At 57.7% G+C, this 26,130-nt stretch carries 26 protein-coding genes and 3 tRNA genes; 15 read left to right on the top strand and 14 right to left on the bottom strand.

The window, feature by feature from the left end; all coding sequences use genetic code 11:
* Positions 1-139 precede the first annotated feature (139 nt).
* The 6 genes from OKC42_RS03200 to OKC42_RS03225 form a co-directional block, all read right to left on the bottom strand.
* Positions 140-322: a hypothetical protein gene (locus OKC42_RS03200; protein ID WP_076494658.1), complete on the bottom strand. Its 183-nt coding sequence runs from the start codon at positions 320-322 to the stop codon at positions 140-142.
* Positions 323-376: 54 nt separating this feature from the next.
* Positions 377-1,702, bottom strand: coding sequence for a two-component system sensor histidine kinase RstB (gene rstB / locus OKC42_RS03205; protein WP_270819053.1), 1,326 nt, complete (start codon positions 1,700-1,702; stop codon positions 377-379).
* A 21-nt stretch (positions 1,703-1,723) separates the two neighbouring features.
* Positions 1,724-2,434, bottom strand: a complete 711-nt coding sequence (gene rstA / locus OKC42_RS03210) for a two-component system response regulator RstA (protein WP_199428074.1) — start codon at positions 2,432-2,434, stop codon at positions 1,724-1,726.
* Between the two features lie 310 nt (positions 2,435-2,744).
* A tRNA-His gene (locus tag OKC42_RS03215) sits at positions 2,745-2,820 on the bottom strand.
* Positions 2,821-2,872: 52 nt separating this feature from the next.
* A tRNA-Arg gene (locus OKC42_RS03220) sits at positions 2,873-2,949 on the bottom strand.
* Positions 2,950-2,986: 37 nt separating this feature from the next.
* A tRNA-Pro gene (locus tag OKC42_RS03225) sits at positions 2,987-3,063 on the bottom strand.
* A gap of 213 nt (positions 3,064-3,276) precedes the next feature.
* On the opposite strand from OKC42_RS03225, the gene folD reads away from it, so the two are divergent.
* The gene (folD, locus tag OKC42_RS03230; RefSeq protein ID WP_064338144.1) at positions 3,277-4,131 is read left to right on the top strand and encodes a bifunctional methylenetetrahydrofolate dehydrogenase/methenyltetrahydrofolate cyclohydrolase FolD; all 855 of its coding nucleotides are present in this window, start codon (positions 3,277-3,279) and stop codon (positions 4,129-4,131) included.
* Between the two features lie 117 nt (positions 4,132-4,248).
* Here folD and cspD read toward each other — a convergent pair whose 3' ends face one another.
* Positions 4,249-4,467 carry a cold shock-like protein CspD gene (gene cspD / locus OKC42_RS03235; protein ID WP_005300025.1) on the bottom strand — a complete coding sequence of 73 codons (219 nt, stop codon included), beginning with the start codon at positions 4,465-4,467 and terminating at the stop codon, positions 4,249-4,251.
* A 229-nt stretch (positions 4,468-4,696) separates the two neighbouring features.
* Here cspD and clpS point away from each other — a divergent pair, with 229 nt between their 5' ends.
* On the top strand, positions 4,697-5,014 hold the full coding sequence (gene clpS / locus OKC42_RS03240; protein WP_005337111.1) for an ATP-dependent Clp protease adapter ClpS: 318 nt from the start codon (positions 4,697-4,699) through the stop codon (positions 5,012-5,014).
* A 59-nt stretch (positions 5,015-5,073) separates the two neighbouring features.
* The gene (gene clpA, locus OKC42_RS03245; RefSeq protein WP_005337110.1) at positions 5,074-7,329 is read left to right on the top strand and encodes an ATP-dependent Clp protease ATP-binding subunit ClpA; all 2,256 of its coding nucleotides are present in this window, start codon (positions 5,074-5,076) and stop codon (positions 7,327-7,329) included.
* A gap of 68 nt (positions 7,330-7,397) precedes the next feature.
* On the opposite strand, the gene infA is transcribed toward clpA, so the two are convergent.
* The 3 genes from infA to aat form a co-directional block, all read right to left on the bottom strand.
* The gene (gene infA, locus OKC42_RS03250; protein ID WP_005300033.1) at positions 7,398-7,616 is read right to left on the bottom strand and encodes a translation initiation factor IF-1; all 219 of its coding nucleotides are present in this window, start codon (positions 7,614-7,616) and stop codon (positions 7,398-7,400) included.
* 68 nt (positions 7,617-7,684) lie between these two features.
* Positions 7,685-8,401 carry an arginyltransferase gene (locus OKC42_RS03255; protein WP_005351203.1) on the bottom strand — a complete coding sequence of 239 codons (717 nt, stop codon included), beginning with the start codon at positions 8,399-8,401 and terminating at the stop codon, positions 7,685-7,687.
* Entirely contained in the window at positions 8,398-9,105 is a 708-nt protein-coding gene (aat, locus tag OKC42_RS03260; RefSeq protein ID WP_064338142.1) for a leucyl/phenylalanyl-tRNA--protein transferase, read from the bottom strand. The genes OKC42_RS03255 and aat overlap by 4 nt, the downstream gene beginning before the upstream one ends.
* A gap of 19 nt (positions 9,106-9,124) precedes the next feature.
* On the opposite strand from aat, the gene OKC42_RS03265 reads away from it, so the two are divergent.
* Positions 9,125-9,595, top strand: a complete 471-nt coding sequence (locus tag OKC42_RS03265) for a glycine zipper 2TM domain-containing protein (RefSeq protein ID WP_064338141.1) — start codon at positions 9,125-9,127, stop codon at positions 9,593-9,595.
* A 108-nt stretch (positions 9,596-9,703) separates the two neighbouring features.
* Here OKC42_RS03265 and OKC42_RS03270 read toward each other — a convergent pair whose 3' ends face one another.
* The 3 genes from OKC42_RS03270 to ald all read right to left on the bottom strand — a co-directional run bounded on the left by OKC42_RS03270 (position 9,704) and on the right by ald (position 13,265).
* Positions 9,704-10,951, bottom strand: coding sequence for a diguanylate cyclase (locus tag OKC42_RS03270; RefSeq protein WP_064338140.1), 1,248 nt, complete (start codon positions 10,949-10,951; stop codon positions 9,704-9,706).
* Between the two features lie 62 nt (positions 10,952-11,013).
* Positions 11,014-11,964, bottom strand: a complete 951-nt coding sequence (gene trxB / locus OKC42_RS03275) for a thioredoxin-disulfide reductase (RefSeq protein WP_019445530.1) — start codon at positions 11,962-11,964, stop codon at positions 11,014-11,016.
* Positions 11,965-12,149: 185 nt separating this feature from the next.
* Positions 12,150-13,265, bottom strand: a complete 1,116-nt coding sequence (gene ald / locus OKC42_RS03280) for an alanine dehydrogenase (RefSeq protein WP_005337098.1) — start codon at positions 13,263-13,265, stop codon at positions 12,150-12,152.
* A gap of 150 nt (positions 13,266-13,415) precedes the next feature.
* Here ald and lrp point away from each other — a divergent pair, with 150 nt between their 5' ends.
* The 5 genes from lrp (at position 13,416) to serS (ending at position 20,331) form a co-directional block, all read left to right on the top strand.
* Positions 13,416-13,907 carry a leucine-responsive transcriptional regulator Lrp gene (gene lrp, locus OKC42_RS03285; RefSeq protein WP_270819054.1) on the top strand — a complete coding sequence of 164 codons (492 nt, stop codon included), beginning with the start codon at positions 13,416-13,418 and terminating at the stop codon, positions 13,905-13,907.
* Between the two features lie 202 nt (positions 13,908-14,109).
* Positions 14,110-16,626, top strand: a complete 2,517-nt coding sequence (locus OKC42_RS03290) for a DNA translocase FtsK (protein ID WP_270819055.1) — start codon at positions 14,110-14,112, stop codon at positions 16,624-16,626.
* Between the two features lie 80 nt (positions 16,627-16,706).
* Positions 16,707-17,315 carry an outer membrane lipoprotein chaperone LolA gene (gene lolA / locus OKC42_RS03295; protein WP_041202312.1) on the top strand — a complete coding sequence of 203 codons (609 nt, stop codon included), beginning with the start codon at positions 16,707-16,709 and terminating at the stop codon, positions 17,313-17,315.
* 76 nt (positions 17,316-17,391) lie between these two features.
* Positions 17,392-18,729, top strand: coding sequence for a replication-associated recombination protein A (locus OKC42_RS03300; RefSeq protein WP_021230553.1), 1,338 nt, complete (start codon positions 17,392-17,394; stop codon positions 18,727-18,729).
* Between the two features lie 306 nt (positions 18,730-19,035).
* Positions 19,036-20,331, top strand: coding sequence for a serine--tRNA ligase (gene serS / locus OKC42_RS03305; protein ID WP_005351225.1), 1,296 nt, complete (start codon positions 19,036-19,038; stop codon positions 20,329-20,331).
* Between the two features lie 2 nt (positions 20,332-20,333).
* On the opposite strand, the gene OKC42_RS03310 is transcribed toward serS, so the two are convergent.
* Positions 20,334-20,510 (bottom strand): hypothetical protein, encoded by a 177-nt coding sequence (locus OKC42_RS03310; protein WP_155396129.1) that lies wholly within the window; start codon positions 20,508-20,510, stop codon positions 20,334-20,336.
* Between the two features lie 8 nt (positions 20,511-20,518).
* Here OKC42_RS03310 and OKC42_RS03315 point away from each other — a divergent pair, with 8 nt between their 5' ends.
* From OKC42_RS03315 to OKC42_RS03340, 6 genes are all read left to right on the top strand, one after another.
* On the top strand, positions 20,519-21,007 hold the full coding sequence (locus OKC42_RS03315) for a CvpA family protein (protein WP_005337086.1): 489 nt from the start codon (positions 20,519-20,521) through the stop codon (positions 21,005-21,007).
* Between the two features lie 21 nt (positions 21,008-21,028).
* Complete coding sequence (gene purF, locus OKC42_RS03320) at positions 21,029-22,549, top strand: amidophosphoribosyltransferase (RefSeq protein WP_005351229.1); 1,521 nt, start codon at positions 21,029-21,031, stop codon at positions 22,547-22,549.
* Between the two features lie 205 nt (positions 22,550-22,754).
* Positions 22,755-23,513 (top strand): tRNA isopentenyl-2-thiomethyl-A-37 hydroxylase MiaE, encoded by a 759-nt coding sequence (gene miaE / locus OKC42_RS03325; protein WP_005346385.1) that lies wholly within the window; start codon positions 22,755-22,757, stop codon positions 23,511-23,513.
* Between the two features lie 303 nt (positions 23,514-23,816).
* The gene (adk, locus tag OKC42_RS03330) at positions 23,817-24,461 is read left to right on the top strand and encodes an adenylate kinase (RefSeq protein WP_005337083.1); all 645 of its coding nucleotides are present in this window, start codon (positions 23,817-23,819) and stop codon (positions 24,459-24,461) included.
* Positions 24,462-24,559: 98 nt separating this feature from the next.
* The gene (gene hemH / locus OKC42_RS03335; protein WP_064338137.1) at positions 24,560-25,534 is read left to right on the top strand and encodes a ferrochelatase; all 975 of its coding nucleotides are present in this window, start codon (positions 24,560-24,562) and stop codon (positions 25,532-25,534) included.
* Between the two features lie 34 nt (positions 25,535-25,568).
* Complete coding sequence (locus OKC42_RS03340; protein ID WP_064338136.1) at positions 25,569-25,961, top strand: MAPEG family protein; 393 nt, start codon at positions 25,569-25,571, stop codon at positions 25,959-25,961.
* Positions 25,962-26,130: the final 169 nt, after the last annotated feature.

A 26,130-nucleotide genomic window follows, 5' to 3' on the forward strand; every position in this document is an offset into this window, starting at 1 on the left:
TGGTCATTGACCGTTTCCCGCAAAGGGGGCCGGGTCGTGGATCCGGTTTGGACGAGGGAGGCGCTCGTCAGGAAAATTTCGGGAAGAGATGGAAAGGGAGGCGTCAGCCTCCCTCTGTGTTATCCAGTGACCGGTTGGATCACTTGGTTTTCGGCGCGACTTTGACGGCAGGGGTCTTGGCGTGGGTGGTTTTATGGTGTTTTTTCACCACCTTGGTCTGGGTCGCTTGCGGTGTGGCTGTCTTGGTCGGGGTGGCCGCCATGGTGAAACCGGAGGTGAGGGCGAAGACGGCAGCCAGGGTCAGGGGAATGATCTTTTTCATGTTCAATTTCCTTATTCGGGTTGATGTTATGGAGCGTTCTCCATGACAGTCATCCTATGACGGTTGCTGCGGCCCTTCAGTGAGCGGTTGGTGACGGTTTGTATCCAAATGTACAGGCAGGGTGAGGCAGAAGCGGGCGCCGTGGTCACTGGCCAGCAACGCCACATCCCCCCCGTGATGACGGGCAATGCTGCGCACGATGGCCAGTCCCAACCCGGTGCCGCCGGTGCGACGATCCCGGCTCTGATCAAGGCGCACGAACGGTTCGAAGATCTGGGGCGCCAGCGCCGGATCGATCCCCGGCCCATCGTCGCTCACCTCCAGCAGATAGTTCTCCTGTAGCCGCGAGATGGAGAGGGTGACCTCGCTCTCGGCGTAGCGCAGAGCATTGCCGATCAGGTTCTCCACCGCGCGCGTCAGCAGACGCTGATCGCCGCACCAGGGCATGTGACGTGGCGGCAGATCGAGGGTGAGCCTCTTCTCGGGGGCCAGCGCTTGCCAGTCGCCAAGATGCGCTTGTGCCCAGTGACTGAGCTCCAGCTCGTCGCGCTGCAACGGCAGCTCGGGTCTATCCAGCTTAGCGTAGGTGAGCATCTCTTCGATCAGGGCGTCCAGCACTCCCAGATCTCGCTCCAGCGCCTGCTGCTCCTGCTCGGCAGGGGCAGGATCGAGCATGGCAAGCCGATAGCGCAACCGGACCAGCGGGGTGCGCAACTCGTGTGCGATGGCATCGGTCAGTTGCTTGCGGCTGGCAATCATGGCCTGCAATTGGGTCGCCATTTGATCGAAGGTGCGTCCCACCCGGGCCAGACTACTGCCCGGTGGCAGATTGGTTCGGCAGGAGAGATCCCCATCGCCTACGCGACGGGCGGTCTGCTCCAACTGCTGCAAACCCCGCCAGTGGGGACGCAACCAGAGCAGAATGGGCAGTCCGAGGGATAGGCCGATCACCAGCAACAGCCCTATATCGACCCAGTGCAGCTCGTGCAGGTAAGAGAGGTAGGGTACAGGGCCGACAATCAGCACCCGATCGGTATCGGGGATGCGCTGCAGGAAGGTGTCATCCTCCTCGACGATGACAATATTGCCGGCGGCCAGAAAGGCCTGATCCTCGCTGGTCAGGGGCTGGCGCACCAGCTCGCCGATCTTGAGGGGGAGGGTAAACTGACTGCTCTGCTCGGCCAGACGAGCGGGCCAGCGCTCGGGCGGGGTTCTTGCCAACTCGCCGGTCAACAGGCCAAGGGATCCCTGCATCATGCGTTCGAGATAGCGATCACCCGCCCGTTCGGCGGTCACCTGATAGACCACACCCACCAGCAGGATGGCGAGGGTGAAGCAGCCTATCAGCAACAGATAGAACTGGATAAAGAGACGGCGCATGGCGGTGCTCCCGAAAGAGGGTTATTCCCAGGCGTGGGGGACGAAGAGGTAGCCTTTCTGACGCACTGTCTTGATCCGGGCCGGGTTGTCGGGGTTATCACCCAGTTTGCGGCGCAGGCGGGAGATGGCCACATCCATGCTGCGATCCTGACCGTCGTACTCCCGGCCGCGCAAGCTGCGAAAGAGGGCTTCCCGACTCAAGATTTGGCCCGCGTGACAAGCGAGTTCCCACAGCAGATCAAAGTCGGCGGTCGAGAGGGCAATGCTCTCGCCATCGAGGCGCACATCTCGTCCCGGACCATCCACCCGCAGCCGACCAAATTGCAGCTGCTGGGGAGCACTGCTGGTGGCGGCAGGTTGAGTTGATGTTTGCTGGTGCTGACGAAACTGCACCCGAAGTCGGGCCAGCAGCACGGGGGGCGGGGTGGTTTTAAGGATGTAGTCGTTGGCACCCAGCTCCAGACTCAGGATCTGGTTCATGTCGCTATCAAGCGAGGTGAGCATCACGATGGGGCCGTCGAAGCGCGGCCGCAGATCCCGACAGAGGGACATGCCATCTTGCCCTGGCAGCATGATATCGAGCAGCACCAGATCGGGCTGTTCGGCCTCGACCCGGGCCAGCGCCATGTCCCCTCTGGGCTCGAGGATCACGTCCATATCGTGGCGACCGAGCCAACTGCTGATGAGCTGGCCAATCTCGGGATCATCTTCGACAAAAAGAATGCGTTGCATAGAAAAGCTCCAACGGAAAGCAGGAGAGAAGAAGAGCGATCAGCATATCAATGGCGCTTGGGAAATACAGAAAAAGAACCGGGCAGGCTGATGTGCGGGGGAGCGTGGCTGTGTCATCGATGGGGAGAAGCCATCGTGACAAATGGGCGGAGCCGCGTTTATCGAGCTGGAGGATGACCTTGCAGACAAGGCAAGGCGCTGTGGAGCGCAAAACAAAAAAACCGGCCAAGGCCGGTTTTTCGTGGAGCAGACCAGAAGTCACTGCACCAGGTCGATGGACATCACCTTGCGGCGATTATCGACAGAATAATGGGGTGGCTGATGGGGCTCGAACCCACGACAACCGGAATCACAATCCGGGACTCTACCAACTGAGCTACAGCCACCACTAAAATCTTCATCAACACTCGCCAATCCAGAAGAAAAGGAGAGTATCAATGGCGCGCCCTGCAGGATTCGAACCTGCGACCCACGGCTTAGAAGGCCGTTGCTCTATCCAACTGAGCTAAGGGCGCTTTGTATCAACACGTCTTAGGGACGAGTCGATGAACATGGTCGGTGATAAAGGATTCGAACCTTTGACCCTCTGGTCCCAAACCAGATGCGCTACCGGACTGCGCTAATCACCGAAAATCCCTGACCAGCATATCGACAAGAGTCGTACTGGGCAACGGGCGGGCATCATAGCCAAGCGTAAGGGGCAGCGTCAACGACTTTTTCCCCCAGTAAATTCAAGTGCCTACTTATTGCCCGCTACAGGTCTGGTGTGCGTCTGCCGCTAACATCCCGGCTAAAAAAATGCGACAATGCGCGGCAGTTGAACACATGGTGAGTGGAGAACGATGTCTGCCAAAATCATAGATGGAAAACAGGTTGCGCAAACGATTCGCAGCCAGGTCGCGGCGCAAGTCCAACAGCGGTTGGCGGCAGGGAAACGGGCTCCAGGGCTGGCAGTCATTCTGGTGGGGGCGGATCCCGCCTCTCAGGTCTATGTCGGCAGCAAACGCCGGGCATGTGAGGAGGTGGGTTTTCTCTCCCGCTCCTATGACCTGAGTGCCACTGCCAGTCAGGAAGAGCTGCTGGCGCTGATTGATCAGCTGAATGCGGATAGCCACGTAGATGGCATTTTGGTTCAGTTGCCGTTGCCGGATCACTTTGATACCACTCAGGTGCTGGAGCGGATCCAGCCTGACAAGGATGTAGATGGATTCCACCCGTATAACGTCGGCCGTCTGGCACAACGTATTCCGGCGCTGCGCCCCTGCACTCCGAAAGGGATCATGACGCTGATCGAGACCACCGGCGTGAAGACGCACGGTCTGCATGCGGTCGTGGTGGGAGCGTCCAACATAGTGGGGCGTCCCATGACCCTCGAATTGTTGCTGGCGGGCTGCACAACCACGACCTGTCACCGTTTTACGCGGGATCTGGAAGAGCAGGTTCGCCGTGCCGATCTGCTGGTTGTTGCTGTCGGCAAGCCCAACTTCATTCCTGGCGAGTGGATCAAACCGGGGGCACTGGTAATCGATGTGGGCATCAATCGCTTGGCTGATGGCTCGTTGGTCGGGGATGTGGAGTTTGAGACGGCGCGCAGCCATGCCGCCTTCATTACCCCGGTACCCGGTGGCGTCGGCCCAATGACGGTCGCCAGCCTGATGGAAAATACCCTGATCGCCTGTAGTGAATATCACGACTGATCATGGCTGGTGATAACCCTGTGATCCCGTGAGGAGGCAGGATTCGCCAGAAATCTGACAATAAAAAACCGGTTGCTCAGAGAGGAACCGGTTTTTTATTTATCCAACGGGCGTTATTTACATATTTTGTGCTTCGTTTGGCACAATCACAGAGGCGTGATTTCCTTTCGGCCCCTGTTGCAGTTCAAAATTGACAGCCTGACCCGCTTTCAGGGTCTTGTAGCCCTCCATTTGAATCGTGGAGTAGTGAGCGAAGATATCCTCACCGCCCCCTTCCGGACAGATAAACCCAAATCCTTTTGCGTTGTTAAACCACTTAACTGTGCCGGTTGCCATACTTCTACATCCTTTTATTGATTACCCAGAAGTCGTTGAGTAACCTGCGCCAGCCCTTTATAACTAGGGACATGGGCCCATAGCAGACGGGCACAGATTAGCAAGTAACCAATCTAGTCTAACTTTTGAGCGAGTCAAGAAGTTGTTAACAGCTGATGTGATCTGGTTAACAAGTCTATTGACAACCTTGTGTTAGACGGTAGTAATCTAGAGGTACCAAAGCGCGATTATGAGCAAGCAGAAAGAACTCTTTGCTAATGAAGAGATTGCAGAAGCAGAGAAAACAAAGCTGCAGCCGCCACCCATGTATAAGGTTGTGTTGAACAACGATGACTACACGCCCATGGAGTTTGTGGTGGAGGTGCTGCAAAAGTTCTTTGGTATGGATTTGGACAAGGCGACTCAGGTCATGCTGAGTGTGCATTATAGTGGTAAGGGTGTCTGCGGCATGTTTACCGCAGAGATCGCCGAAACCAAGGTCGTCCAGGTCAACACCTATGCACGTAACAACGAACATCCACTGCTCTGTACTATGGAAAAGGCTTGAATCTGATGACTTGATGGCGAGTGTGACACCACATTGTAGCTGTACTAGGGGAGGTGCCTATGTTGAATAAAGATCTAGAAAAGACGCTGAACGAGGCTTTCAAACTGGCCCGTGACGAGCGCCACGAATTCATGACCGTCGAGCACCTGTTGTTAGCCCTTCTGGATAACAGTTCAGCCCATGAGGCGCTGAGCTCTTGTGGTGCCGATGTTGAGCAGATGCGCAAGGAGATCCGCGCATTCATCACCCAAACTACTCCGCTCATACCGCGCGATGATGAAGATCGTGAAACCCAGCCGACACTGGGCTTCCAGCGTGTGTTGCAGCGTGCCGTCTTCCATGTGCAATCCTCCGGCAATACCGAAGTCAGCGGCGCCAACGTGCTGGTCGCTATCTTCAGTGAGCAGGAGTCACAAGCTGCCTATTTCCTGAAAAAAGCCGAGATCAGCCGTCTCGACGTCGTCAATTTCCTCTCCCACGGGGTTCGCAAGGACAGCAAGCCGGATCTCGGCAGCAATAACAATCCCGAGTCTGATGATGATGTTTCGGCCGCCCAGATAGAGAGCTTTGCCACCAACCTGAATCAGCTGGTGCTGGAAGGGCGCATCGATCCGCTGATTGGCCGTGATCAGGAGCTCAATCGTACCATTCAGGTGCTCTGCCGCCGTCGCAAGAACAACCCGCTGCTGGTGGGTGAAGCAGGCGTGGGTAAAACCGCCATTGCCGAAGGTCTGGCCTATCGAATCGTCAAGGGGGATGTCCCCGAGGTGATTGCGGGCAGTACCATCTATTCGCTGGATATGGGGTCTCTGCTGGCGGGCACCAAATACCGTGGTGATTTCGAGAAGCGCCTCAAGGTACTGCTCAAGCAGATTGAGCGTCAGGAAGGGGCCATTCTCTTTATCGACGAGATACATACCATCATTGGTGCCGGTGCGGCATCCGGTGGTCAGCTGGATGCGGCCAACCTGATCAAGCCGCTGCTCTCCAATGGTTTGCTCCGCTGTGTGGGATCCACCACTTATCAGGAGTACGCCCAGATCTTCGAGAAAGACCGTGCGTTGGCCCGTCGCTTCCAGAAGATCGATATTGTTGAGCCGACTATCGATGACACCACGCGCATCCTGATGGGGCTCAAGAGTCGCTACGAAGCCCACCACGGCGTGCGCTATACCGCCAAGGCGATCCGTGCAGCTGCCGAGCTCTCTGCCAAGTACATCAATGATCGTCATTTACCCGACAAGGCGATCGACGTGATCGACGAAGCGGGTGCCGGTCAGCGGTTGCTGCCGGCGAGCAAGCGCAAGAAAGTGATCAATGTGCAAGAAATTGAGTCCATCGTAGCCAAGATCGCCCGCATTCCTGAGAAATCAGTTTCTTCCTCGGATAAAGAGGTGCTAAAGAACCTGGAGCGCAATCTCAAGATGGTGGTTTTTGGTCAGGATAAAGCCATCGAGGTGCTGACCGATGCGATTCGCCTCTCTCGTTCAGGTTTGGGTAACGAGCGTCGCCCGGTAGGGTGCTTCCTCTTCGCTGGTCCGACCGGGGTGGGCAAGACCGAGGTCACCCAGCAGCTTGGTAAGGCGCTGGGTGTCGAGATGCTGCGCTTTGATATGTCCGAGTACATGGAGCGTCACACCGTCTCTCGTCTGATTGGTGCGCCTCCCGGCTATGTCGGTTTTGAGCAGGGTGGTCTGCTGACTGATGCGGTGATCAAGCATCCTCATTCCGTCGTGTTGCTTGACGAAATTGAGAAAGCTCACCCGGACGTATTCAATCTGCTGTTGCAGGTGATGGACAACGGCACCCTGACCGACAACAACGGGCGCAAGGCGGATTTCCGTAACGTGATTTTGGTCATGACTACCAACGCAGGTGTGCAGGAGACTCAGCGTAAATCGATTGGCTTCCAGCAACAGGATTTGAGCCACGATGCCATGGCGGTGATCAACAAGACCTTCAGTCCGGAGTTTCGCAACCGGCTTGATCACACCATCTGGTTCAACCATCTGGATATGACGGTGATCCATCAGGTGGTCGACAAGTTCATTGTCGAATTGCAGGTTCAACTGGATGCGAAGGGAGTTTCTCTCGAGGTGTCCGAGCGTGCTCGCCACTGGTTGGCGGAGAAGGGGTATGACAGAGCCATGGGCGCCAGACCGATGGGTCGGGTAATCCAGGAGCACCTCAAGAAACCCCTGGCCAACGAGATCCTGTTCGGTTCACTGGTTGACGGGGGAATAGTGAAGGTTGAGTTGGTAAATGACAGCCTCAGCTTTGATTTTCAGGTCAATGTTGAAGCTGTTTCCCACTAAGCGTCAGTGATCAGAAAACGACAAAAAACCCCAACCGAAAGGTTGGGGTTTTTTGCTGAATTCCTGGCTTAGCGAGAGCGGAAAACAATACGTCCCTTGGAGAGATCGTAGGGAGTCAGTGCTACCGTTACTTTGTCTCCAGTCAGGATACGAATGTAGTTTTTGCGCATCTTGCCTGAAATATGAGCGATAACCACGTGACCATTCTCCAGTTCCACACGGAACATGGTATTGGGCAGGGTTTCGAGAATAGTGCCCTGCATCTCAATACTGTCTTCTTTAGCCATTGAATCCTCTTGATAAGCCACAACAAAAAACCGCTGGATCATGCCGGATTTAAGGCTATGTGTAAAGTTTACTCGGGCTTGGTGTCGATATTTTTCCATTCCCCCTGAATTAACAGCTCATGAGGGAGGTAATTGCGTTTGTAATTCATCTTGCGACACGCCTCTACCAGATAGCCAAGATAGAGCCAGCTTCGCCCGGTTCGCCTGGCCAGATCGAGCTGGCAAAGGATGGCAAAGGTGCCCAGGGAGCGATCGGCATAATCCGGATCGAAGAAGGTGTACATGGCGCTCAAGGAGTGGGGTAGCAGGTCTGTGGTGGCCACGCCGATAAGACGGCCCTCCTTGCGCATCTCCAGATAGAGTGGCGGCATCCAGTCACAATGGAGAAAACCGCGATACTGGCTGCGGTTGGGGGGATACATGCTGCCATCGTGGTGGCGTTCGCGGATATAGCGTTCGTAGAGCAGGTAATACTCGGGTTTGTCATCGTAGCTCAGGACGATCTCGATATCCCTGTTGAGCTGGCGGATCCGCTTCTGGCCGCGGCTGGGACGAAAGTGTTCACTGTGAATACGAAGGGATTGGCAGGCATGGCACGCCGGGCAGTGGGGACGATAGATGTCGTTGCCACTGCGGCGAAAACCGGCAGTCAACAATCGTTCGTAACCGTTGGCGTTGAGCAGATTGTGATCCATCAGCACCAGCAACTGCTCCTGTTCATGGTCCAGATAACTGCAGGGATGCTTGGGGGTCAGCCCTACTTTGAGGATCACTTCTTCAGTCATAAGCTGATCTCCCCCTCTTGCCAGCAGGAAGCCAATAGTGGTTGATGGCCAAGGCGCGCGAGCTCAGCCAGAAAACGGGCCCGTGGCCACTCCTCGATACCCAGGGTCGCCAGAAACGGGTTTTGCATCTGGCAATCGATGAGGGCGCCGTGATGGCGGGCGAAGTGGCGACAGAGTGCCACCATGGCAAGTTTGGCACCGTTATCAATCCGGCTGAACATGGATTCACCGCAAAACAGTCGGCCGATAGAGAGGCCATACAGTCCCGCTTGCAGCTCTCCCTCCTGCCAGATCTCGATAGAGTGGGCATGACCCAGCCGGTGCAACTGCTGGTAGGCATCGATCATGGGTTGGCTGATCCAGGTGCCATCGGCAGTGCGACGAGGGGCGGCGCAGGCAGTAATGACTTCATTAAAGGCGCGATTGACGGAAATATCGAATGGGGTTCGGCGGATAATCTTCTGCAGTGTCCGCCCCACATGGAGTTGGTCGGGACGGATCACCCCGCGGGGATCCGGTGACCACCACAGGGTCGGTTGGTGGGGTTCATTCCACGGAAAGATCCCCTTGTGATAAGCTGCCAGCAATCTGGCCGGGGAGAGATCCCCGCCGATCGCCAGCAAGCCGTTGGGCTCTTCCAGCGCATGGCTGGGGTCGGGAAACCAGCAAAGCTCATCATCCAGTTGGGTAAGATAGCGAGACATAAGGCAACGAGGTTCATAGATGAAGGCCATTATCCTGATAGTATCCAGCTTGCTCTGCTTTGTCACGGCGCCCGCCGGGGCGGAGGTCTACCAGCGCAATACCGCGCGGCCGGTCAATCAGGTGGTGTTTGGTCAGGTCGAAACGGTGCGCAATATTACCCAGCGCCAGATCCTGGAGTCCGAGCACTCTGGCTGGAAGACGCTTGGTGGTGCCGTGTTGGGCGGTCTGCTGGGCAACCAGTTTGGCGGCGGTCATGGCCGTGAAATCGCCACCGCCGTCGGCGCGCTTGCGGGGGCTGCAGCTGCGCAGCAATACCAGTCCGAGGGAACCGTGGTGGAAAACAAGTTGGTGGAGCTGCTGATCCGCAACGAGCAAAATGCCCTTATCAACGTGATCCAGGATTATGATCCCGCCATGGTCTTTGCCAATGGGGACAAGGTGCGCATTCTCTACTTCGATGATGGGGTGCGGGTCGACAAGACTTACTGACTTTCGATAGTCATGGTGATGGGGAGACTGTGGCAGGGAAGGAACCCGCAGACTCTCCTGTCGGAAAGTCTGTCGGGCGGTAATACACGGGACTGATGCCCTGAGGATTCAGATAGCTGTCTCTTGAGAGACTATCTTATCGCGACCGGTGTTCTTTGCCTGATAGAGCAGCCGATCCGCTACGCTCAGCGCCTCGTCCATGGATATCCGCCCGACGCTGATCACGCCGTAACTGGCGCGAACAAAGAGCGGGGTTTCCGGTGACAAGGGTTGCTGGCGCAGCTGCTGACGCAGCCCTTCAAGACGCTTGATCAACACGGGGACGGTACAGTGAGGCACCATCATGGCAAACTCCTCTCCGCCAAACCGGGCGATCATGGCATCGGGGAAGAACTGGGTCAGTAGCCGGGTCAGATGGCAGAGCAGTTGATCGCCGATGGCATGGCCCCAGTGATCGTTGACCTGCTTGAAGTGATCCACATCGAGCACACAGAGTGCAAGAGGCGTCTGCTGGCGCTGATATTCTTCAAACCATTTTTGCCCTTCGTTGAACCAGTAGCGCCGATTGTAGAGACCGGTCAGGTAGTCACGATTGGCTGACTCCTGAATGCTGTTGAACTGCTCGAGCGCTTCCAGATTGTGGCTGACCCGACACTGCAGTTCTTCCGGCTCGAACGGCTGGTTGAGAAAGTCGTTGGCGCCCTGCTTGAGATAGCGAGCAGAGAGACCGCGCTTGTCCGAGACCGAGATCCCGATAATCGCGAGCTGCTGCTTGCTGTAACGCTCTCTCAGCATCCGCACCAGACTGATGCCATCGATATCCGGCATATAGTAGTCGACCAGTGCCAGCCGGATGTCCGGGTGTTGCTCCAGCATCGCCATCGCTTCACGGGCATGACTGGCCTCATGCACCTGCAACAACTGCTTGCGCAACTGGGCCATGGTGCGGTGACGGGAGGTGCGTGAGTCGTCGACTACCAGCACTTCGATCGACTGGTTGAGATAGAGGCGGTGCACCAGACTGACGGCATATTGCAGCGAGTGGCGCGAATCCTTCATCACATAGTCCAGCACGCCGGTTTCCAGCCAGGCGGCACGTTTATCCTCGCTGATGTCGGCAGTGAGGATCACCACCGGCAAACCTCGAGCCAGCAGCTCGTTGACCGCTTCGCCACGGGGCGCATCCGGCAAGGTCAGGTCCACCAGCGCGACCACATACTCCTCGCCCCGGCAGTGACGGGCACCTTCGAGGGTATCGAAGGCGTCAATCTCGAGGCCTGTCTGCTGGGCAATGGCCTGAGTCAGCATACGGCGGATGGTCAGGCTATCTTCGACAATCAATATCTTCTGTTTCATTAGACTCCTTTAAATAAAAAAGGCATACCGACTGGTATGCCTTATATCACATCTGCGCTTGTTTATTGCGCGTCGAGGTAGCGTTCGGCATCGAGGGCTGCCATGCAGCCGGTACCGGCAGAGGTGATCGCCTGACGGTAGTTGTGGTCGGCCACGTCGCCGGCAGCGAAGACACCTTCAATGCTGGTCTGGGTGGCAAAACCGTCGAGGCCGCCACGTACCTTCAGATAACCGTTTTGCATCTCCAGCTGGCCATCGAAGATCTGGGTATTGGGCTGATGGCCGATGGCGATGAAGACGCCCATCAGCGGCAGCTCGCTGGTGCTGTTGTCCTGAGTGTTGCGCAGGCGCACACCGGTGACCCCCATCTGATCGCCCAGCACTTCGTCCAGGGTCTGGTGGGTGTGCAGCACGATGTTGCCGCTCGCGACTTTGTCGTGCAGACGCTTGATCAGGATCTTCTCGGCACGGAACTCGTCGCGGCGGTGGATCAGGTGCACCTTTTTGGCGATGTTGGCCAGATACAAGGCCTCTTCAACAGCGGTGTTGCCGCCGCCGATCACCGCCACTTCCTGATTGCGGTAGAAGAAACCGTCACAGGTGGCACAGGCGGAGACGCCGCGCCCCTTGAAGGCCTCTTCGGAGGGCAGGCCCAGATACTTGGCGGAGGCGCCGGTCGCAATGATCAGGGCATCGCAGGTGTATTCGCCGTTGTCCCCTTTGAGGCGGAACGGGCGCTGAGTCAGTTCGACACTGTTGATGTGATCAAACAGGATGCGGGTGTCGAACTTCTCTGCATGCTCTTTCATGCGCTCCATCAGGGCAGGGCCGGTCAGCCCTTCCGGATCACCTGGCCAGTTCTCCACTTCGGTGGTGGTGGTCAGCTGACCCCCTTGCTGCATGCCGGTGATGAGCAGTGGATTGAGGTTGGCGCGGGCGGCGTAGACGGCCGCGGTGTAACCGGCCGGGCCTGACCCTAAGATCAGCAATTTGCTGTGAGTGACTTGGCTCATGATGTCATTTCCGGGATGTGATGAGTTTGCGCGATTGTAGGTAATTCGTGATCCGGGGTCAAAGGCTGGTGAGTCGATTGCACTAATCGTGTTCACAAGGGGTGACATGCAAAATAAAGGAATAAAAAAACCGCCCATCGCGGGCGGATTTTCACTCATCTCCAACTGGCGCAGGCCAGCGCAGATCAGTTCAGCAGGGTCAGGGGATCCGTGTAGGCAAGGCCATGTGCCACGGCCACTTCCTTGCAGGTGAGCTTGCCCTCCATCACGTTGAGCCCGTGCAACAGGTTGGGGTCGCTCAGCAGTGCCTGACGATACCCTTGCTGGGCCAGCTTGATGATAAAGGGGAGGGTGGCATTGTTGAGCGCCACGGTCGAGGTGCGGGCCACCGCCCCCGGCATGTTGGCGACACAGTAGTGCACCACTTCATCGACAATATAGGTCGGATCCTGGTGGGTGGTGGCGTGGGAGGTTTCCACACAGCCGCCCTGATCGATGGCCACATCGACGATGGCAGAACCCGGCTTCATGCGCGCAATGTGGTCACGGCGGACAAGTTTTGGCGCAGTGGCACCCGGTACCAGCACGCCACCGATGACCAGATCGGCCGCCAGCAGATGGCGCTCCAGCGTCTCGCTGTTGGAGTAGACCACCTTGGCCGCTCCCTGGAACTCGTTATCGAGACGGCGCAGGGTATCGACGTTGTTATCGAGGATGGTGACATCCGCGCGCAGGCCAATGGCCATGCGGGCCGCATTGGAGCCGACCACGCCGCCACCGATGATCACCACCTTGGCCGGTTCGACACCGGGTACGCCGCCGAGCAGCACACCGCTACCACCGCGCGATTTTTCCAGCGCTTGGGCACCCGCCTGAATAGACATGCGACCTGCGACTTCCGACATGGGGGCCAGCAGGGGCAGGCCGCCACGGCCGTCGGTGACGGTTTCATAGGCGATACAGATGGCGCCGCTTTTCAGCAGGGCTTCGGTCTGGGGCAAGTCTGGCGCCAGATGCAGATAGGTGAACAGGGTTTGACCCGGACGCAGCATGGCACATTCGACAGGCTGAGGTTCCTTGACCTTGACGATCATCTCGGCTTTGGCGAAAACCTCTGCTGCAGAGGCCAAAATTTCGGCGCCAACAGCGATATAATCTGCATCGCTGAAGCCAATGCCGTTTCCGGCACCGCTTTGGACGAAAACAGTATGGTTTCGTGCTGTCAGTTCACGTACACTGGCCGGAACCATGCCTACGCGGTATTCATGGTTTTTTATCTCTTTAGGTACACCGATAATCATGCTATCCCTCGTCTATAGATTGGTGTTTCATGTTGCCAAAATGTTAACCAACATTTGCGCCTAGTATATTCAGGTATTGACAGGATTTGTGACCATAATTATAAAATGACTGGTGATTCTTACCAAAAAATAGCCAAAGGATGGAATAAAATGATGGAAGCTAAGAGTCGGCTAAAGGATTTGGACAGGATTGACCGCAACATTCTTAATGAACTGCAAAAGGATGGCAGGATTTCGAATGTTGAGTTGTCCAAGCGAGTTGGCCTGAGTCCTACACCGTGTCTGGAACGGGTTCGTCGCCTCGAGCGACAAGGTTATATCGAAGGATATGCCGCTATTCTGAACCCTCATTATCTGGACGCATCTCTGCTGGTGTTTGTAGAGATAACCCTCAATCGCGGGGCGCCTGATGTGTTTGAACAGTTCAACAAGGCTGTTCAGGTACTCGAAGAGATCCAGGAGTGTCATCTGGTTTCCGGTGACTTCGACTATCTGCTCAAGACCCGAGTCAGCGACATGTCGGCTTACCGCCGTCTGTTGGGGGAAACCCTGCTGCGTCTGCCCGGTGTCAATGACACCCGCACCTATGTGGTGATGGAAGAGGTCAAGCAGAGCAGTCGTCTGGTGATCAACACCCGATAAAGCAGGTTATGCCGTGGTGTCTTTTCCATATGAGACACCATGACAGTCAGAAACGAGCGGCCGGTCCGCTCGTTTCTTCTTGTAAAGATAATTGCAAATATGGCCCCGTCCCATCAGGCTCTGGCTGACAATCGATGGGCTTTTCGGGGATACTAGGCCCCCTTATTTCCTGCATTACATGTTTTCAGAAAGGAGCCGGAGTTTGGCCGATAAAAAGCTGTTTACTCCTTTATCAGGTATACAACGGATCTTCGAAGCCGTCTTGATCGCCATCACCCTGATGGCTGCTTATCTTCTGCTTGCCCTGTTGTCCTATCATCCCGCTGATCCCGGCTGGTCCCAGACCTCCTGGCAAGGGGAGGTGAAGAACCTCGCCGGTAGTGCCGGTGCCTGGCTCGCCGATATCACCATGTTTACCTTTGGTGCCTTCTCCTATCTGGTGCCGCCGCTGGTGGTGCTGCTGGGCTGGAGTCTGTTCTGGCGCCCGAGCCGTCTGCTCGATGTGGATTACCTCACCCTGGGGGTGCGGATCATCGGCTTTATCCTGACCGTGCTCGGCATGTCGGCAATTGCCAGCATGAACTTCAACGATATGCAAAACTTCTCCGCCGGTGGTCTGGTGGGGGATGTGATCGCTTCTGCAGTGGTGCCGCTGTTTGGCGGCGTCGGGGCCAACCTGATGCTGCTCTGCTTCGTGGCAACCGGCATCACCCTGTTTACCGGCTGGTCCTGGCTCACCATCGTCGAGCAGATCGGCGCGGCCTGTACCGGTTCGGTCAGCGCTGTTTACCACTTCCCGACCACCCTCGGCCGCTGGCTGACCGGTGGCTGGCGTCAACCTCGCAACGAGGGGCCGGATCCCTTGTTGGAAGGCGGGGTAGGGGCCATCGCGTTTGATGATGAGGAAGATGAGCCGCACACCAGCTGGACTCGCAAGCCCAAGGCCAAGAATCAGAAGGCTGCCGCCGAAGAGTGGCTGCCGGAACTCGACGACGATACCTTCGAGTTCGACCCACAGTTTGATGATGAAGAGGACGAGCCGACTCCGGCTGCCAAGCCGAAACGTGCGGTGGCGGCCGCCAATGGTCGCCGCCAGCCGGTACTGGCTGTGGCCGACGACGATGATGAGGACGATCTGGATCTGCCGTGGGCCGAAGGGGACGACGAGGTCGCCGCGCCGGTAGTCGTCGCACCAACCAAGCCCAAGCGTCGTCCGCAGTCAACAATGCCGCCGTTGCCGAGTATCGAACTGCTGGACAGACCGCCAGCCAAGACCCAGATGATGAGCAAGGATGAGCTGGATCGCATGGGGCGTCTGGTGGAGGCCAAGCTTGCCGACTACAACGTGCAGGCCAAGGTGGTCGGTGTCTATCCGGGCCCGGTCATTACTCGTTTCGAGCTGGATCTGGCGCCGGGCATGAAGGCGAGCAAGATCACCAACCTCTCGCGCGATCTGGCCCGCTCCTTGTCTGCAAGCAGCGTGCGGGTGGTTGAGGTGATCCCGGGCAAGACTTATGTGGGGATCGAGCTGCCCAACCGGGTGCGTCAGACCGTTTATCTGCGCGAAACCCTTGACTGCGATGCTTTCCGCGATAGCCGCAACCCGCTCACCATGGGCCTGGGTCAGGACATCGCCGGCGAGCCGGTGGTGGTGAACCTGGCCAAGATGCCGCACCTGCTGGTGGCCGGTACCACAGGTTCAGGTAAGTCGGTGGGGGTCAACACCATGATCATCTCGATGCTCTACAAGTCATCCCCCGATGATCTGCGCTTCATCATGATCGACCCCAAGATGCTGGAACTCTCGGTCTACGAAGGGATCCCGCATCTGCTGACCGAGGTGGTGACCGACATGAAGGACGCCGCCAACGCCCTGCGCTGGTGTGTGGGCGAGATGGAGCGCCGTTACAAGCTGATGTCGGCGGTCGGGGTGCGTAACCTCAAGGGCTACAACGACAAGGTACTGGCCGCCATCGAGGAGGGAGAACCCCTGCTGGATCCGTTGTGGCGCCCGGGTGACTCCATGGATCAGATGCCGCCGGAGCTGGAGAAGCTGCCCCACATCGTGGTGGTGGTGGACGAATTTGCCGACATGATGATGATCGTCGGCAAGAAGGTGGAAGAGCTGATCGCCCGTATCGCCCAGAAGGCGCGGGCCGCCGGTATTCACCTCATTCTGGCGACCCAGCGCCCGTCGGTGGATGTCATTACCGGTCTTATCAAGGCCAACATCCCGACCCGTATTTCGTTCCAGGTGTCGAGCAAGATCGACTCGCGCACCATCATCGATCAGGGCGGCGCCGAATCTCTGCTCGGTATGGGCGACATGCTCTACATGCCGGCTGGGACCTCCAACCCGACCCGCGTACACGGTGCGTTCGTCGATGATCACGAAGTGCACAAGGTGGTGGCGGACTGGAAACTGCGCGGCGAGCCGAACTACATCGAGGAGATCCTCTCCGGTGAGTCGGGTGGCGAAGGTGGCAGCGGCGAATATGGCAGTGGTGGCGATGAAGAGCTCGACCCCCTGTTCGACGAAGCGGTTGCTTTCGTGGTGGAGTCCCGCCGTGGCTCGACCTCCAGCGTCCAGCGCAAGTTCAAGATTGGTTACAACCGGGCAGCCCGTCTCATCGAGCAGATGGAGAATCAGGGCATCGTTAGCTCACCGGGTGGCAATGGTCAGCGCGACGTGTTGGCACCGCCGCCGGTGCGGGACTAAGCCTCACCGTTTCATACTATCCCTGGCCATGCCCTCCGTGGGCGTGGCCTTTTATCGAGAGCGTCTTTATGAAGAGCGTGATGAAAAAACAACTGTTGATGGGTACCGTGCTGCTGATGGCCAGCAGCCAGGTGTGGGCCGATGCGGCCAGCGATCTCAAACAGAAGCTGGCGGGGGTGAGCCTCTTCTCCGCCAAATTTGCCCAGACCGTCTATGACAGCAAGGGCAAGGAGCTGCAAAAGGCCAGCGGCGACCTGCTGGTGCAGCGGCCAAACCGTTTCAACTGGCACACTACCTCGCCGGACGAGAGCCTGATCGTGGCAGATGGTCAGGATGTCTGGGTCTATGATCCCTTCGTCGAGCAGGTCACTGCCCTCAAGCTGAAAGATGCGGTGCTCAACACCCCCTTTATCTTGATCGCCGGTAATGACGACAAGTTCTGGAAGAACTATGACGTGACCCAGCAGGGCGATGTCTACACCGTCACCAGCCGCAACAAGGATGAGCTGATCGCCTCCTTCCGTGTCACCTTCGACAGACAAGACAACATCAGTCGTTTCGATGTGAAAGAGGCGCAAGGGCAGTGGAGTGAATTCACCCTGAGCAGCTTCAACCGCAAGCCGGTGCTCAAGGGCAACGAATTTGTTTTCAAGATCCCGAAGGGGGTAGAGCTGGACGACCAGCGCTAATGAGCAAGCGGTCGTTGGATTGCTCGCCACCGCGCCAGTCAAAGGCGAGTGGCGTGACGCTGGGTGGTCAATACAGATGAGTAACTTGTCGCTGGATTTCTCGTCGGACTTTCGTCCGCTGGCGGCCCGGATGCGGCCGCAAAACCTCGACCAGTATATCGGTCAGCAACATATCCTGGGGGCTGACAAGCCCCTGCGCAAAGCCATTCTGGCTGGTCACTGCCACTCGATGATCCTGTGGGGACCGCCCGGTACCGGCAAGACTACGCTGGCGGAGTTGATGGCTCACTACTGTCAGGCGGAAGTGGAGCGACTCTCTGCGGTCACCTCCGGCATCAAGGAGATCCGCGCCGCCATCGACAAGGCCAAAGAGAACAGCTGGCGCGGAGTGCGCACCATTCTGTTCGTGGATGAGGTGCACCGCTTCAACAAGAGCCAGCAGGATGTGTTCCTGCCTCACATCGAAGATGGCACCATCACCTTTATCGGTGCCACCACTGAAAACCCCTCGTTCGAACTCAACAACGCACTGCTCTCACGAGCCCGGGTCTATCTGCTCAAGCGACTGGAGGAGAGCGATATTCTCGCCATGCTCGATCAGGCGATGACCGATCCCCGTGGTCTCAATGATCCGGCACTCACCTTCGCCCCCGGCGTCAAAGAGGCGCTGGCCAAGGCGGTGGATGGGGACGGGCGTAAATCCCTCAACTATCTGGAGCTGTTGGCCGACATGGCCGAAACCGACAGTACAGGGGCGCGGGTGATCGACAGTGCCCTGCTCGCCGCCGTGGTGGGGGAGCATGTGGCCCGCTTCGACAAGGGGGGCGATCACTTCTACGACCTCATCTCGGCGGTGCACAAATCCATTCGCGGCTCGGCGCCGGATGCGGCGCTCTATTGGTACGCCCGTATGGTGAGCGCCGGTTGCGATCCCCTCTATATTGCCCGCCGCTTGCTGGCGATTGCCTCGGAAGATGTGGGCAATGCCGATCCCCGTGCCATGCAGGTCGCCCTGTCGGCCTGGGATTGTTTCCATCGGATTGGGCCGGCGGAAGGGGAGCGGGCTATCGCCCAGGCGATCGTCTATCTCGCCTGCGCCCCGAAAAGCAATGCGGTCTATACCGCCTGGAAGGCGGCGCTTCATGATGCCAAAAACCTCCCTGACTTCGAGGTGCCGGTACACCTGCGCAATGCGCCGACCAAGCTGATGAGCGATCTGGGCTATGGCGCCGAGTATCGCTATGCCCATGACGAGCCGGGCGCCTATGCCGCTGGCGAGCAGTATTTTCCGCCCGAGCTGGCGGGCAAGCAGTACTACCAGCCCACCGATCGCGGCCTTGAAAAGCAGATTGGCCAGAAGCTCGATTACCTCCATGAACTGGACAGGCAAAGTCCGCAGCAACGGGGCAAATAGCCCCTTTGTTACCTCGCATGGCTGAAAATTGGTCAGGCGTTTGAATATGCAGGACGGTTTGCGTGCCAAAGTCGGTAAAAACGACACAAATAGTCCCTGTTCGGGCGGGGGGGCGGTCTGCTACACTGCCCGTCTGACCCCGCTTGTCTTGGCCTTGCGCCATCTTCTTGATCTCGAAGGCCTGATAGTTAAGGCCCGATTCTGAAGACGATTGGGGTGCGCCAACCGATGTTAACTTCCGGATCTGTTTCCCAGCCCGTCATGACGACTCAGGCCCAGATCCCATTTTAAAAAAGTAGGTAAACCATGCTGGATCCCAAATATCTGCGCAGCGATATCGAAGAGGCTGCCGCTCGTCTGGCGACACGTGGCTACGTTCTGGACGTAGCGGCTGTCAACGCTCTGGAAGAGAAACGCAAGGATCTGCAGTCCCGTACCCAGGAGCTGCAGGCCGAGCGCAACGCCCGCTCCAAATCCATCGGTGAAGCTGCCCGTCGTGGTGAAGATGTTGCCCCGCTCAAGGCCGAAGTGACCAAGATCAACGACGAGCTGGAAACCAGCAAGGTCGAGCTGGATGCCCTGCTGGCCCAGCTGAAAGCCATTGCCGACGCCATCCCCAACCTGCCGAGCGAGACTACTCCGGTGGGCCGTGACGAGAACGACAACGTGGAAGTGCGCCGCTGGGGGACCCCGCGCGAGTTCAGCTTCCCGGTACGCGATCACATCGATCTGGGCGAAGCGGCCAAGGGCGTTGACTTCAAGAATGGCGTCAAACTCTCCGGTACCCGTTTCGTGGTGATGAAGGGTCAGATTGCCCGTCTGCACCGTGCCCTGGCTCAGTTCATGCTGGATCTGCACACCCAGCAGCACGGTTACACCGAGTGCTACGTGCCCTATCTGGTGAACCCGGACAGCCTCTATGGCACCGGTCAGTTGCCGAAATTTGCTCAGGACCTGTTCAACACCGGTATCGAAGGTGAAGGGGAAGAAGAGGGCAAGCTGCGCAAGTTCTCTCTGATCCCGACCTCTGAAGTGCCGCTCACCAACATGGCCCGTGACGAGATCTTTGACGCGCAAGAGCTGCCAATCAAGATGACCGCCCACAGCCCCTGCTTCCGCTCCGAAGCCGGTTCCTACGGTCGTGATACCCGTGGCCTCATCCGTATGCACCAGTTCGACAAGGTTGAAATGGTTCAGCTGGTTCACCCGGAGAAATCTTGGGATGCACTGGAAGAGATGGTGGGTCACGCCGAGAAGGTACTGCAACTGCTGGAGCTGCCGTATCGCGTGATGGCGCTCTCTACCGGTGACATGGGCTTCTGCGCTTCCAAGACCTACGATCTGGAAGTGTGGCTGCCGGCCCAGAATACTTACCGTGAGATCTCCTCTGTCTCCAACTGCACCGACTTCCAGGCGCGCCGCATGCAGGCTCGCGTGCGTATCGACGGCAAGCCGCAGCTGCTGCACACCCTGAACGGCTCCGGTCTGGCGGTGGGTCGTACCCTGGTTGCCGTGATGGAGAACTACCAGCAGGAAGATGGCCGCATCGCCATCCCGGCTGCGCTGCAATCCTACATGGGTGGCCTGACCCACATCGGGTAAGCTCACACCGCAGACCACAACGCCATGGCATTGCCATGGCGTTGTGCATTCTGGCGCCGATCAACCGTTTTAGTGCTGAAAAAATGCGGCTTTTCGGCGTCGCTTTGAACAGTTAACACATTTTTATCAAGCAATGCGCAATCGTTTTTGTTAGACTGCGCCGCAATTTCGCAGGACATCTCTTTCTATGGTCTGGATTGATTACGCCATCATCGGCATCGTCGGTTTCTCTGCTCTCATCAGCCTGGTGCGCGGCTTCGTCAAGGAGGCCATGTCTCTTGTCACCTGGTTCGTCGCCTTCTTTATTGCCAGCCATTTCTATCCCGATCTCGCCGTCTATTTCACCTCCTTCTCCGACGCGCTGGTTCGCAACGGTCTGGCCATCGCGGCGCTGTTTGTGGCGACCCTGATCCTCGGCAGCGTGGTCAACTATGTGGTGGGCCTGTTGGTGGACAAGACGGGTCTCTCCGGTACCGATCGGGTGCTGGGGGTCTGCTTCGGTGCAATTCGCGGGGTGCTGATCGTCAGTGCCCTGCTTTTTTTCATGGATACCTTCACCAGCCTCTCCCAGAGCGACTGGTGGGTGGCGTCCAAGCTGGTGCCGGAGTTCAAGCCGGTGATCCAGTGGTTTTTCGGGTTCATGTTGAACTCATCCAGTTTTCTTAAACAGGTATAGTGACTTCGAGGTAGCAAAGACATGTGTGGTATTGTCGGTATAGTTGGCACCACCCCCGTCAATCAGGCCCTCTACGACGCCTTGACGGTGTTGCAGCACAGGGGACAGGATGCCGCCGGGATCGTGACCATTGATAGTGGAAACTTCCGGCAACGCAAGGCCAATGGCCTGGTGAAGGACGTGTTTGAAGTGCGCCACATGCAGCGTTTGCAAGGGAACATCGGCATAGGTCATGTCAGATACCCCACCGCAGGCAGCTCAAGTGCCGCTGAAGCCCAACCTTTTTATGTGAACTCGCCCTACGGCATGGTGCTGGCCCATAACGGCAACCTCACCAACGCCAAGGAGCTCAAGGAGCAGCAGTTCAAGGTCGCCCGCCGTCACATCAACACCACCTCCGACTCGGAAGTGCTGCTGAACGTGCTGGCCCACGAGCTGGATCGCTGTGACAAGATGGCGCTGCGTCCCGAAGATATCTTCGCCGCGGTGCGCAGAACCCATCAGCAGATCCGCGGTGCTTATGCGGTGGTCTCGCTGGTGATTGGCCATGGTCTCATCGGTTTTCGTGATCCCAACGGCATTCGTCCGCTGATCCTCGGTCGTCGTCAGGACGAGCAGGGCCAGGTGGAGTACATGCTCGCCTCCGAGAGCGTGGCGCTCGACGCCATCGGTTTCGAGACGGTGCGGGATATTGCGCCGGGTGAAGCCATCTACATTACCGAGCAGGGTCAACTCTTCTCCGAGCAGTGTGCGGAGAACCCGCAGATGAGCTCCTGTATCTTCGAATATGTCTATTTCGCCCGTCCCGATTCGTGCATCGACAAGGTCTCGGTCTACGCCGCCCGCCTCAACATGGGTCGCAAGCTGGGTCAGAAGATTGCCCGCGAGTGGGAAGATCTCGATGTAGACGTGGTCATCCCCATCCCCGAGACCTCCTGTGACGTGGCGCTGGAGATCGCCCATACCCTCGACCTGCCGTACCGTCAGGGCTTCGTGAAGAACCGCTACATCGGCCGTACCTTCATCATGCCGGGCCAGACCCAGCGCAAGAAGTCGGTGCGTCGCAAGCTCAACGCCATCAGCTCCGAATTCAAGGGCAAGAAGGTGTTGCTGGTGGACGATTCCATCGTGCGTGGTACCACGTCCGAGCAGATCATCCAGATGGCCCGTGAAGCAGGGGCAGCCAAGGTCTACTTCGCCTCGGCGGCGCCGGAAATTCGCTTCCCCAACGTCTATGGCATCGATATGCCCACAGCCAACGAGCTGATCGCCCACGGCCGCGAAGTGGAAGAGGTGTGCAAGCTGATTGGCGCTGACGGTCTGATTTTCCAGGATCTGGAAGATCTGGAAGCCGCCGTACGGGAGATCAACCCGGATCTGCGTCACTTCGAGACCTCGGTGTTCAATGGCCACTACGTCACCTCCGACGTGGACCAGTCCTATCTGGATCATCTCAATGCCCTACGCAACGATGACACCAAAGCGGTGCGTGAATGGCAGGAAGGCACCAGCAATCTGGAAATTTTTAACGAAGGTAGTTAAACGTTTGCGGTTTTGCCGGATGGGATAGCGAGATGGGGGCCAGTGGCCCCCATTGTCGTTTCTACCTTGCACGGGCAGAAGGGGTAGGGGGTATCTGTTTGAAAAACATCCGTTTATCTTGCCGGATATGGGCATGGCCAGCGGGATCCGCTAGCATAGGCGGCAACATATATGATCGATACGCTTTTAAGAGACGAGAGTTCAGATGGATGATCTGCTAGCCCCGGTGCGCCAGTTTTTGCAGTGCGAGACCCCGGATGAGTGGGTAGAGATGGCGCGGGATCCGGCCCGTTTACCGACCTTGCTCATCGATCACGCCAACTGCGAGACCAAGGCCGCACTCACTGCCCACAGTCTGGTGCGCCGCTACTGCCTGCCCAAGGGCAAGCGCCATCTGCTGCCCAAGCTGGAGTTTTATCGCGAGCTGGATGCCATCCCGGAGAAGGCCGAGATCCTGGGCAAACGCAGCATGGGAGAGTCTGATCGCACCGTCTTTGCCGAGCTGGAGCGCAATCCACTGCTGTTTCCCATGGTGCGGCTCATTCAGGAGGAGCTGCATCACTTCGAGCAGGTGCTGGAGATCATGCAGGCCCGCGGCATCGAATACGGGCCGGTGACGGCCTCCCGCTATGCCCGCCAGTTGATGCAGCATGTGCGCACCCATGAGCCGGCCACCATAGTCGACAAGATGATCATCGGCGCCTATATCGAGGCACGCTCGTGCGAGCGGTTTGCCAAGCTGGCGCCCCATCTGGACGAAGAGCTGAGCCGCTTCTATGTCTCTTTGCTGCGCTCCGAAGCGCGCCACTATCAGGATTACCTGAGCCTGGCCGAACAGTACGCAGGGGAGGATATCAGCGAACGGGTGGCCTTCTTTGGCAAGCTGGAAGCCGAGCTAATCTGCTCGCCGGATCCGCAGTTCCGGTTTCATAGCGGCCTGCCTGTCACATCTGACAGTTGTTGACGCACAGGGGGCAAACTACTATTGCCCTGTTCCTACTACGAGCGACAAGTAGTTACTTTTGAGCGCAATTCCCGGCCCTGAGCCGGGATCTTTTTTTCTGTCGTACCTCCTTCCTGCTTTTGGCGCTCTATGCTGAATCCCTGGCTATTTTTGCGTCTTCCCCTTGCGATGAAATCCTGTTCGATCAGCCGGTTATTGTGGTGATAAAGTGCTCATTCAGGTGGCTCACCCTTGTAGAAACGGGCGAAACCGTGTACTTTTTTGCCTTCGCAAGATTTGAATAACCAATCAATAGGAGCGTGTATGCGCATTGTTCTGTTGGGGGCTCCGGGCGCCGGCAAAGGTACCCAGGCTCAGTTCATCATGGAAAAACACGGTATTCCCCAGATCTCCACCGGCGACATGCTGCGTGCGGCGATCAAAGCGGGCACCGAGCTCGGTCTGAAAGCCAAAGCTGTGATGGACGCAGGTCAGCTGGTCTCTGACGACATCATCATCGGTCTGGTGAAAGAGCGCATCGCTCAGCCGGACTGCGCCAAAGGCTTCCTGTTGGACGGTTTCCCGCGCACCATTCCCCAGGCGCAAGCCATGAAGGACGCCGGTGTCGTGGTTGATTTCGTGCTGGAGTTCGATGTGCCGGACGAAGAGATCGTCAAGCGCATGAGCGGCCGTCGCGTTCACTCCGGCTCCGGCCGTACCTACCACGTGGTGTTCAACCCGCCGAAAGTGGAAGGCAAGGATGACGTGACTGGTGAAGATCTGGTGATCCGCGCCGACGACGAAGAGACCACAGTACGCAAGCGTCTGGATGTATATCATCAGCAGACCGCGCCGCTGATCGGTTTCTACGGCAAAGAGGCGGAAGCGGGCCACACCCGTTACGTCAAGATCGACGGCACCCAGCCGGTTGATCTGGTCAGCAAGCAGCTTGCCACCATTCTGGGCTGATCTTTGCTGCCGGCACAGTTTCCCGTGCCATCAGATAAATAAAGAGAAGGGCCCTGTCGGGCCCTTTTTGCATAATGACAGATAGACAGGAAGCCAACGTGACCACGAAAACCGGAATATTGCTGGTCAATCTGGGTACCCCAGCCGCACCGACCACCGCTGCCGTCAAAGCGTTCCTCAGCCAGTTCCTGCACGATCCCCGTGTGGTGGACCTGCCCCGTTACCTCTGGTGTCCGCTGCTCCACTTCATCATCTTGCCGACGCGCTCGCCCAAAGTGGCCAAGCTCTATCAGCAGGTGTGGACCGAGCAGGGCTCGCCGCTGATGGTGATAAGCAAGCAGCAGCGCACCGCACTGGAGCAGGAGCTCAAGCGGGAGGGGGTTGAGGTGCCGGTGGAACTGGCGATGACCTATGGTTCCCCGTCAGTGAATGATGGCTGGCAGGCGCTCAAGGCCAAAGGGGTCAACCGGGTGATCCTGTTGCCGCTCTATCCGCAATATTCGGTCAGTACCACCGCCTCGGTCTTCGATGCCTGGGGCAAGGCGATGAAGAGAGAACGCAATCTGCCGGTGGTACGGCTTATTCGTGATTATCACGCCCATCCCGAATACATTCAGGCGCTGGCCATGAGCGTGCGCCGTCACTGGGAGCAGCACGGTCAGGGCGATCACCTGCTGATGTCGTTCCACGGTATTCCCGAGCGCTACGAGAACGAAGGGGACCCCTATGGTCACCAGTGTCGCCATACCGCCAGCTTGCTGGCCGAGGCGCTCGGGCTGGAGGCCGGGCAGTGGACGGCCAGCTTCCAGTCCCGCTTTGGCAAGGAGGAGTGGCTCAAGCCCTACACCGACGTGACCATCGCCGGTATGCCAGCTGCGGGCATCAAGCGGCTCGATGTAATTTGCCCCGCCTTTGCCGCCGACTGCCTCGAAACCCTTGAGGAAATTCAGGTACAGAACCGGGAGATCTTCATGGAGGCTGGTGGCGAGCGGTTTGAATATATTCCGGCCCTCAACAGCGATCAGGCCCATATCAGGATGATGGTCTCGCTCATCTGCCGCGAATTGGCATGAGTGACCGGCAGTCAGTCAAACAAGGAGTCGAGTCATGGTACATATCACGCTGATTTATGCAGGTCTGCTGGGGCTGCTGTTTCTGGGGCTCTCCTTCTGGGTGGTCAGACGTCGTGCCCAGTTCGGGGTGATGATAGGGCAGGGGGAAGCTCCCGAGCTGCTGGCGGCGATCCGGGCTCACGGCAATTTTGCCGAGTATGTGCCGCTGACCCTGCTGCTGATGGCGCTGTGCGAGCTATCCGGTGCCGGTGCGCTCTGGCTGCATGCCGGTGGCGCCATGCTGTTGGTCGGCCGCATCCTGCATGCCATTGGCATCCAGATCCCCAAAGCCCCCAATGTGCCCCGTTTTCTGGGCACCTTGCTGTTCTGGCTAGCCCTCGGCCTCTTCTCGCTGCTGGCCCTGTTGCAGGGGATGGCGGCCGCCTGAAAACCGACGCTTTTTTATGCTATAGAGCCACCCCGGGCGGGGTGGTTTTTATATGGTGAAAAGGCAAACGTTTTTCCTTGCAAGCCTTGTCTATACTGACTCCATTATTTAAACAGGGCGACTTTTCGGGGCGGCGGATTGTGTTAAAATCCCGCCCCTCTTTCCCCCA

It is taken from the genome of Aeromonas sp. Y311-2, assembly GCF_027706025.1.
Lineage (GTDB): Bacteria > Pseudomonadota > Gammaproteobacteria > Enterobacterales > Aeromonadaceae > Aeromonas > Aeromonas veronii.

Bases quoted from the DNA above. Each gene is read 5' to 3' on its own strand.
- OKC42_RS03270 (WP_064338140.1), bottom strand. From the start codon at position 10,951: ATGAAACAGAAGATATTGATTGTCGAAGATAGCCTGACCATCCGCCGT.
- aat (WP_064338142.1), bottom strand. From the start codon at position 9,105: ATGTCTCGCTATCTTACCCAACTGGATGATGAGCTTTGCTGGTTTCCC.
- rstB (WP_270819053.1), bottom strand. From the start codon at position 1,702: ATGCGCCGTCTCTTTATCCAGTTCTATCTGTTGCTGATAGGCTGCTTC.
- folD (WP_064338144.1), top strand. From the start codon at position 3,277: ATGTCTGCCAAAATCATAGATGGAAAACAGGTTGCGCAAACGATTCGC.
- serS (WP_005351225.1), top strand. From the start codon at position 19,036: ATGCTGGATCCCAAATATCTGCGCAGCGATATCGAAGAGGCTGCCGCT.
- cspD (WP_005300025.1), bottom strand. From the start codon at position 4,467: ATGGCAACCGGCACAGTTAAGTGGTTTAACAACGCAAAAGGATTTGGG.
- lolA (WP_041202312.1), top strand. From the start codon at position 16,707: ATGAAAAAACAACTGTTGATGGGTACCGTGCTGCTGATGGCCAGCAGC.
- OKC42_RS03200 (WP_076494658.1), bottom strand. From the start codon at position 322: ATGAAAAAGATCATTCCCCTGACCCTGGCTGCCGTCTTCGCCCTCACC.
- purF (WP_005351229.1), top strand. From the start codon at position 21,029: ATGTGTGGTATTGTCGGTATAGTTGGCACCACCCCCGTCAATCAGGCC.
- ald (WP_005337098.1), bottom strand. From the start codon at position 13,265: ATGATTATCGGTGTACCTAAAGAGATAAAAAACCATGAATACCGCGTA.
- OKC42_RS03300 (WP_021230553.1), top strand. From the start codon at position 17,392: ATGAGTAACTTGTCGCTGGATTTCTCGTCGGACTTTCGTCCGCTGGCG.
- OKC42_RS03265 (WP_064338141.1), top strand. From the start codon at position 9,125: ATGAAGGCCATTATCCTGATAGTATCCAGCTTGCTCTGCTTTGTCACG.
- clpS (WP_005337111.1), top strand. From the start codon at position 4,697: ATGAGCAAGCAGAAAGAACTCTTTGCTAATGAAGAGATTGCAGAAGCA.
- clpA (WP_005337110.1), top strand. From the start codon at position 5,074: ATGTTGAATAAAGATCTAGAAAAGACGCTGAACGAGGCTTTCAAACTG.
- adk (WP_005337083.1), top strand. From the start codon at position 23,817: ATGCGCATTGTTCTGTTGGGGGCTCCGGGCGCCGGCAAAGGTACCCAG.
- OKC42_RS03315 (WP_005337086.1), top strand. From the start codon at position 20,519: ATGGTCTGGATTGATTACGCCATCATCGGCATCGTCGGTTTCTCTGCT.
- OKC42_RS03310 (WP_155396129.1), bottom strand. From the start codon at position 20,510: ATGTCCTGCGAAATTGCGGCGCAGTCTAACAAAAACGATTGCGCATTG.
- OKC42_RS03255 (WP_005351203.1), bottom strand. From the start codon at position 8,401: ATGACTGAAGAAGTGATCCTCAAAGTAGGGCTGACCCCCAAGCATCCC.
- rstA (WP_199428074.1), bottom strand. From the start codon at position 2,434: ATGCAACGCATTCTTTTTGTCGAAGATGATCCCGAGATTGGCCAGCTC.
- infA (WP_005300033.1), bottom strand. From the start codon at position 7,616: ATGGCTAAAGAAGACAGTATTGAGATGCAGGGCACTATTCTCGAAACC.
- lrp (WP_270819054.1), top strand. From the start codon at position 13,416: ATGATGGAAGCTAAGAGTCGGCTAAAGGATTTGGACAGGATTGACCGC.
- miaE (WP_005346385.1), top strand. From the start codon at position 22,755: ATGGATGATCTGCTAGCCCCGGTGCGCCAGTTTTTGCAGTGCGAGACC.
- OKC42_RS03340 (WP_064338136.1), top strand. From the start codon at position 25,569: ATGGTACATATCACGCTGATTTATGCAGGTCTGCTGGGGCTGCTGTTT.
- trxB (WP_019445530.1), bottom strand. From the start codon at position 11,964: ATGAGCCAAGTCACTCACAGCAAATTGCTGATCTTAGGGTCAGGCCCG.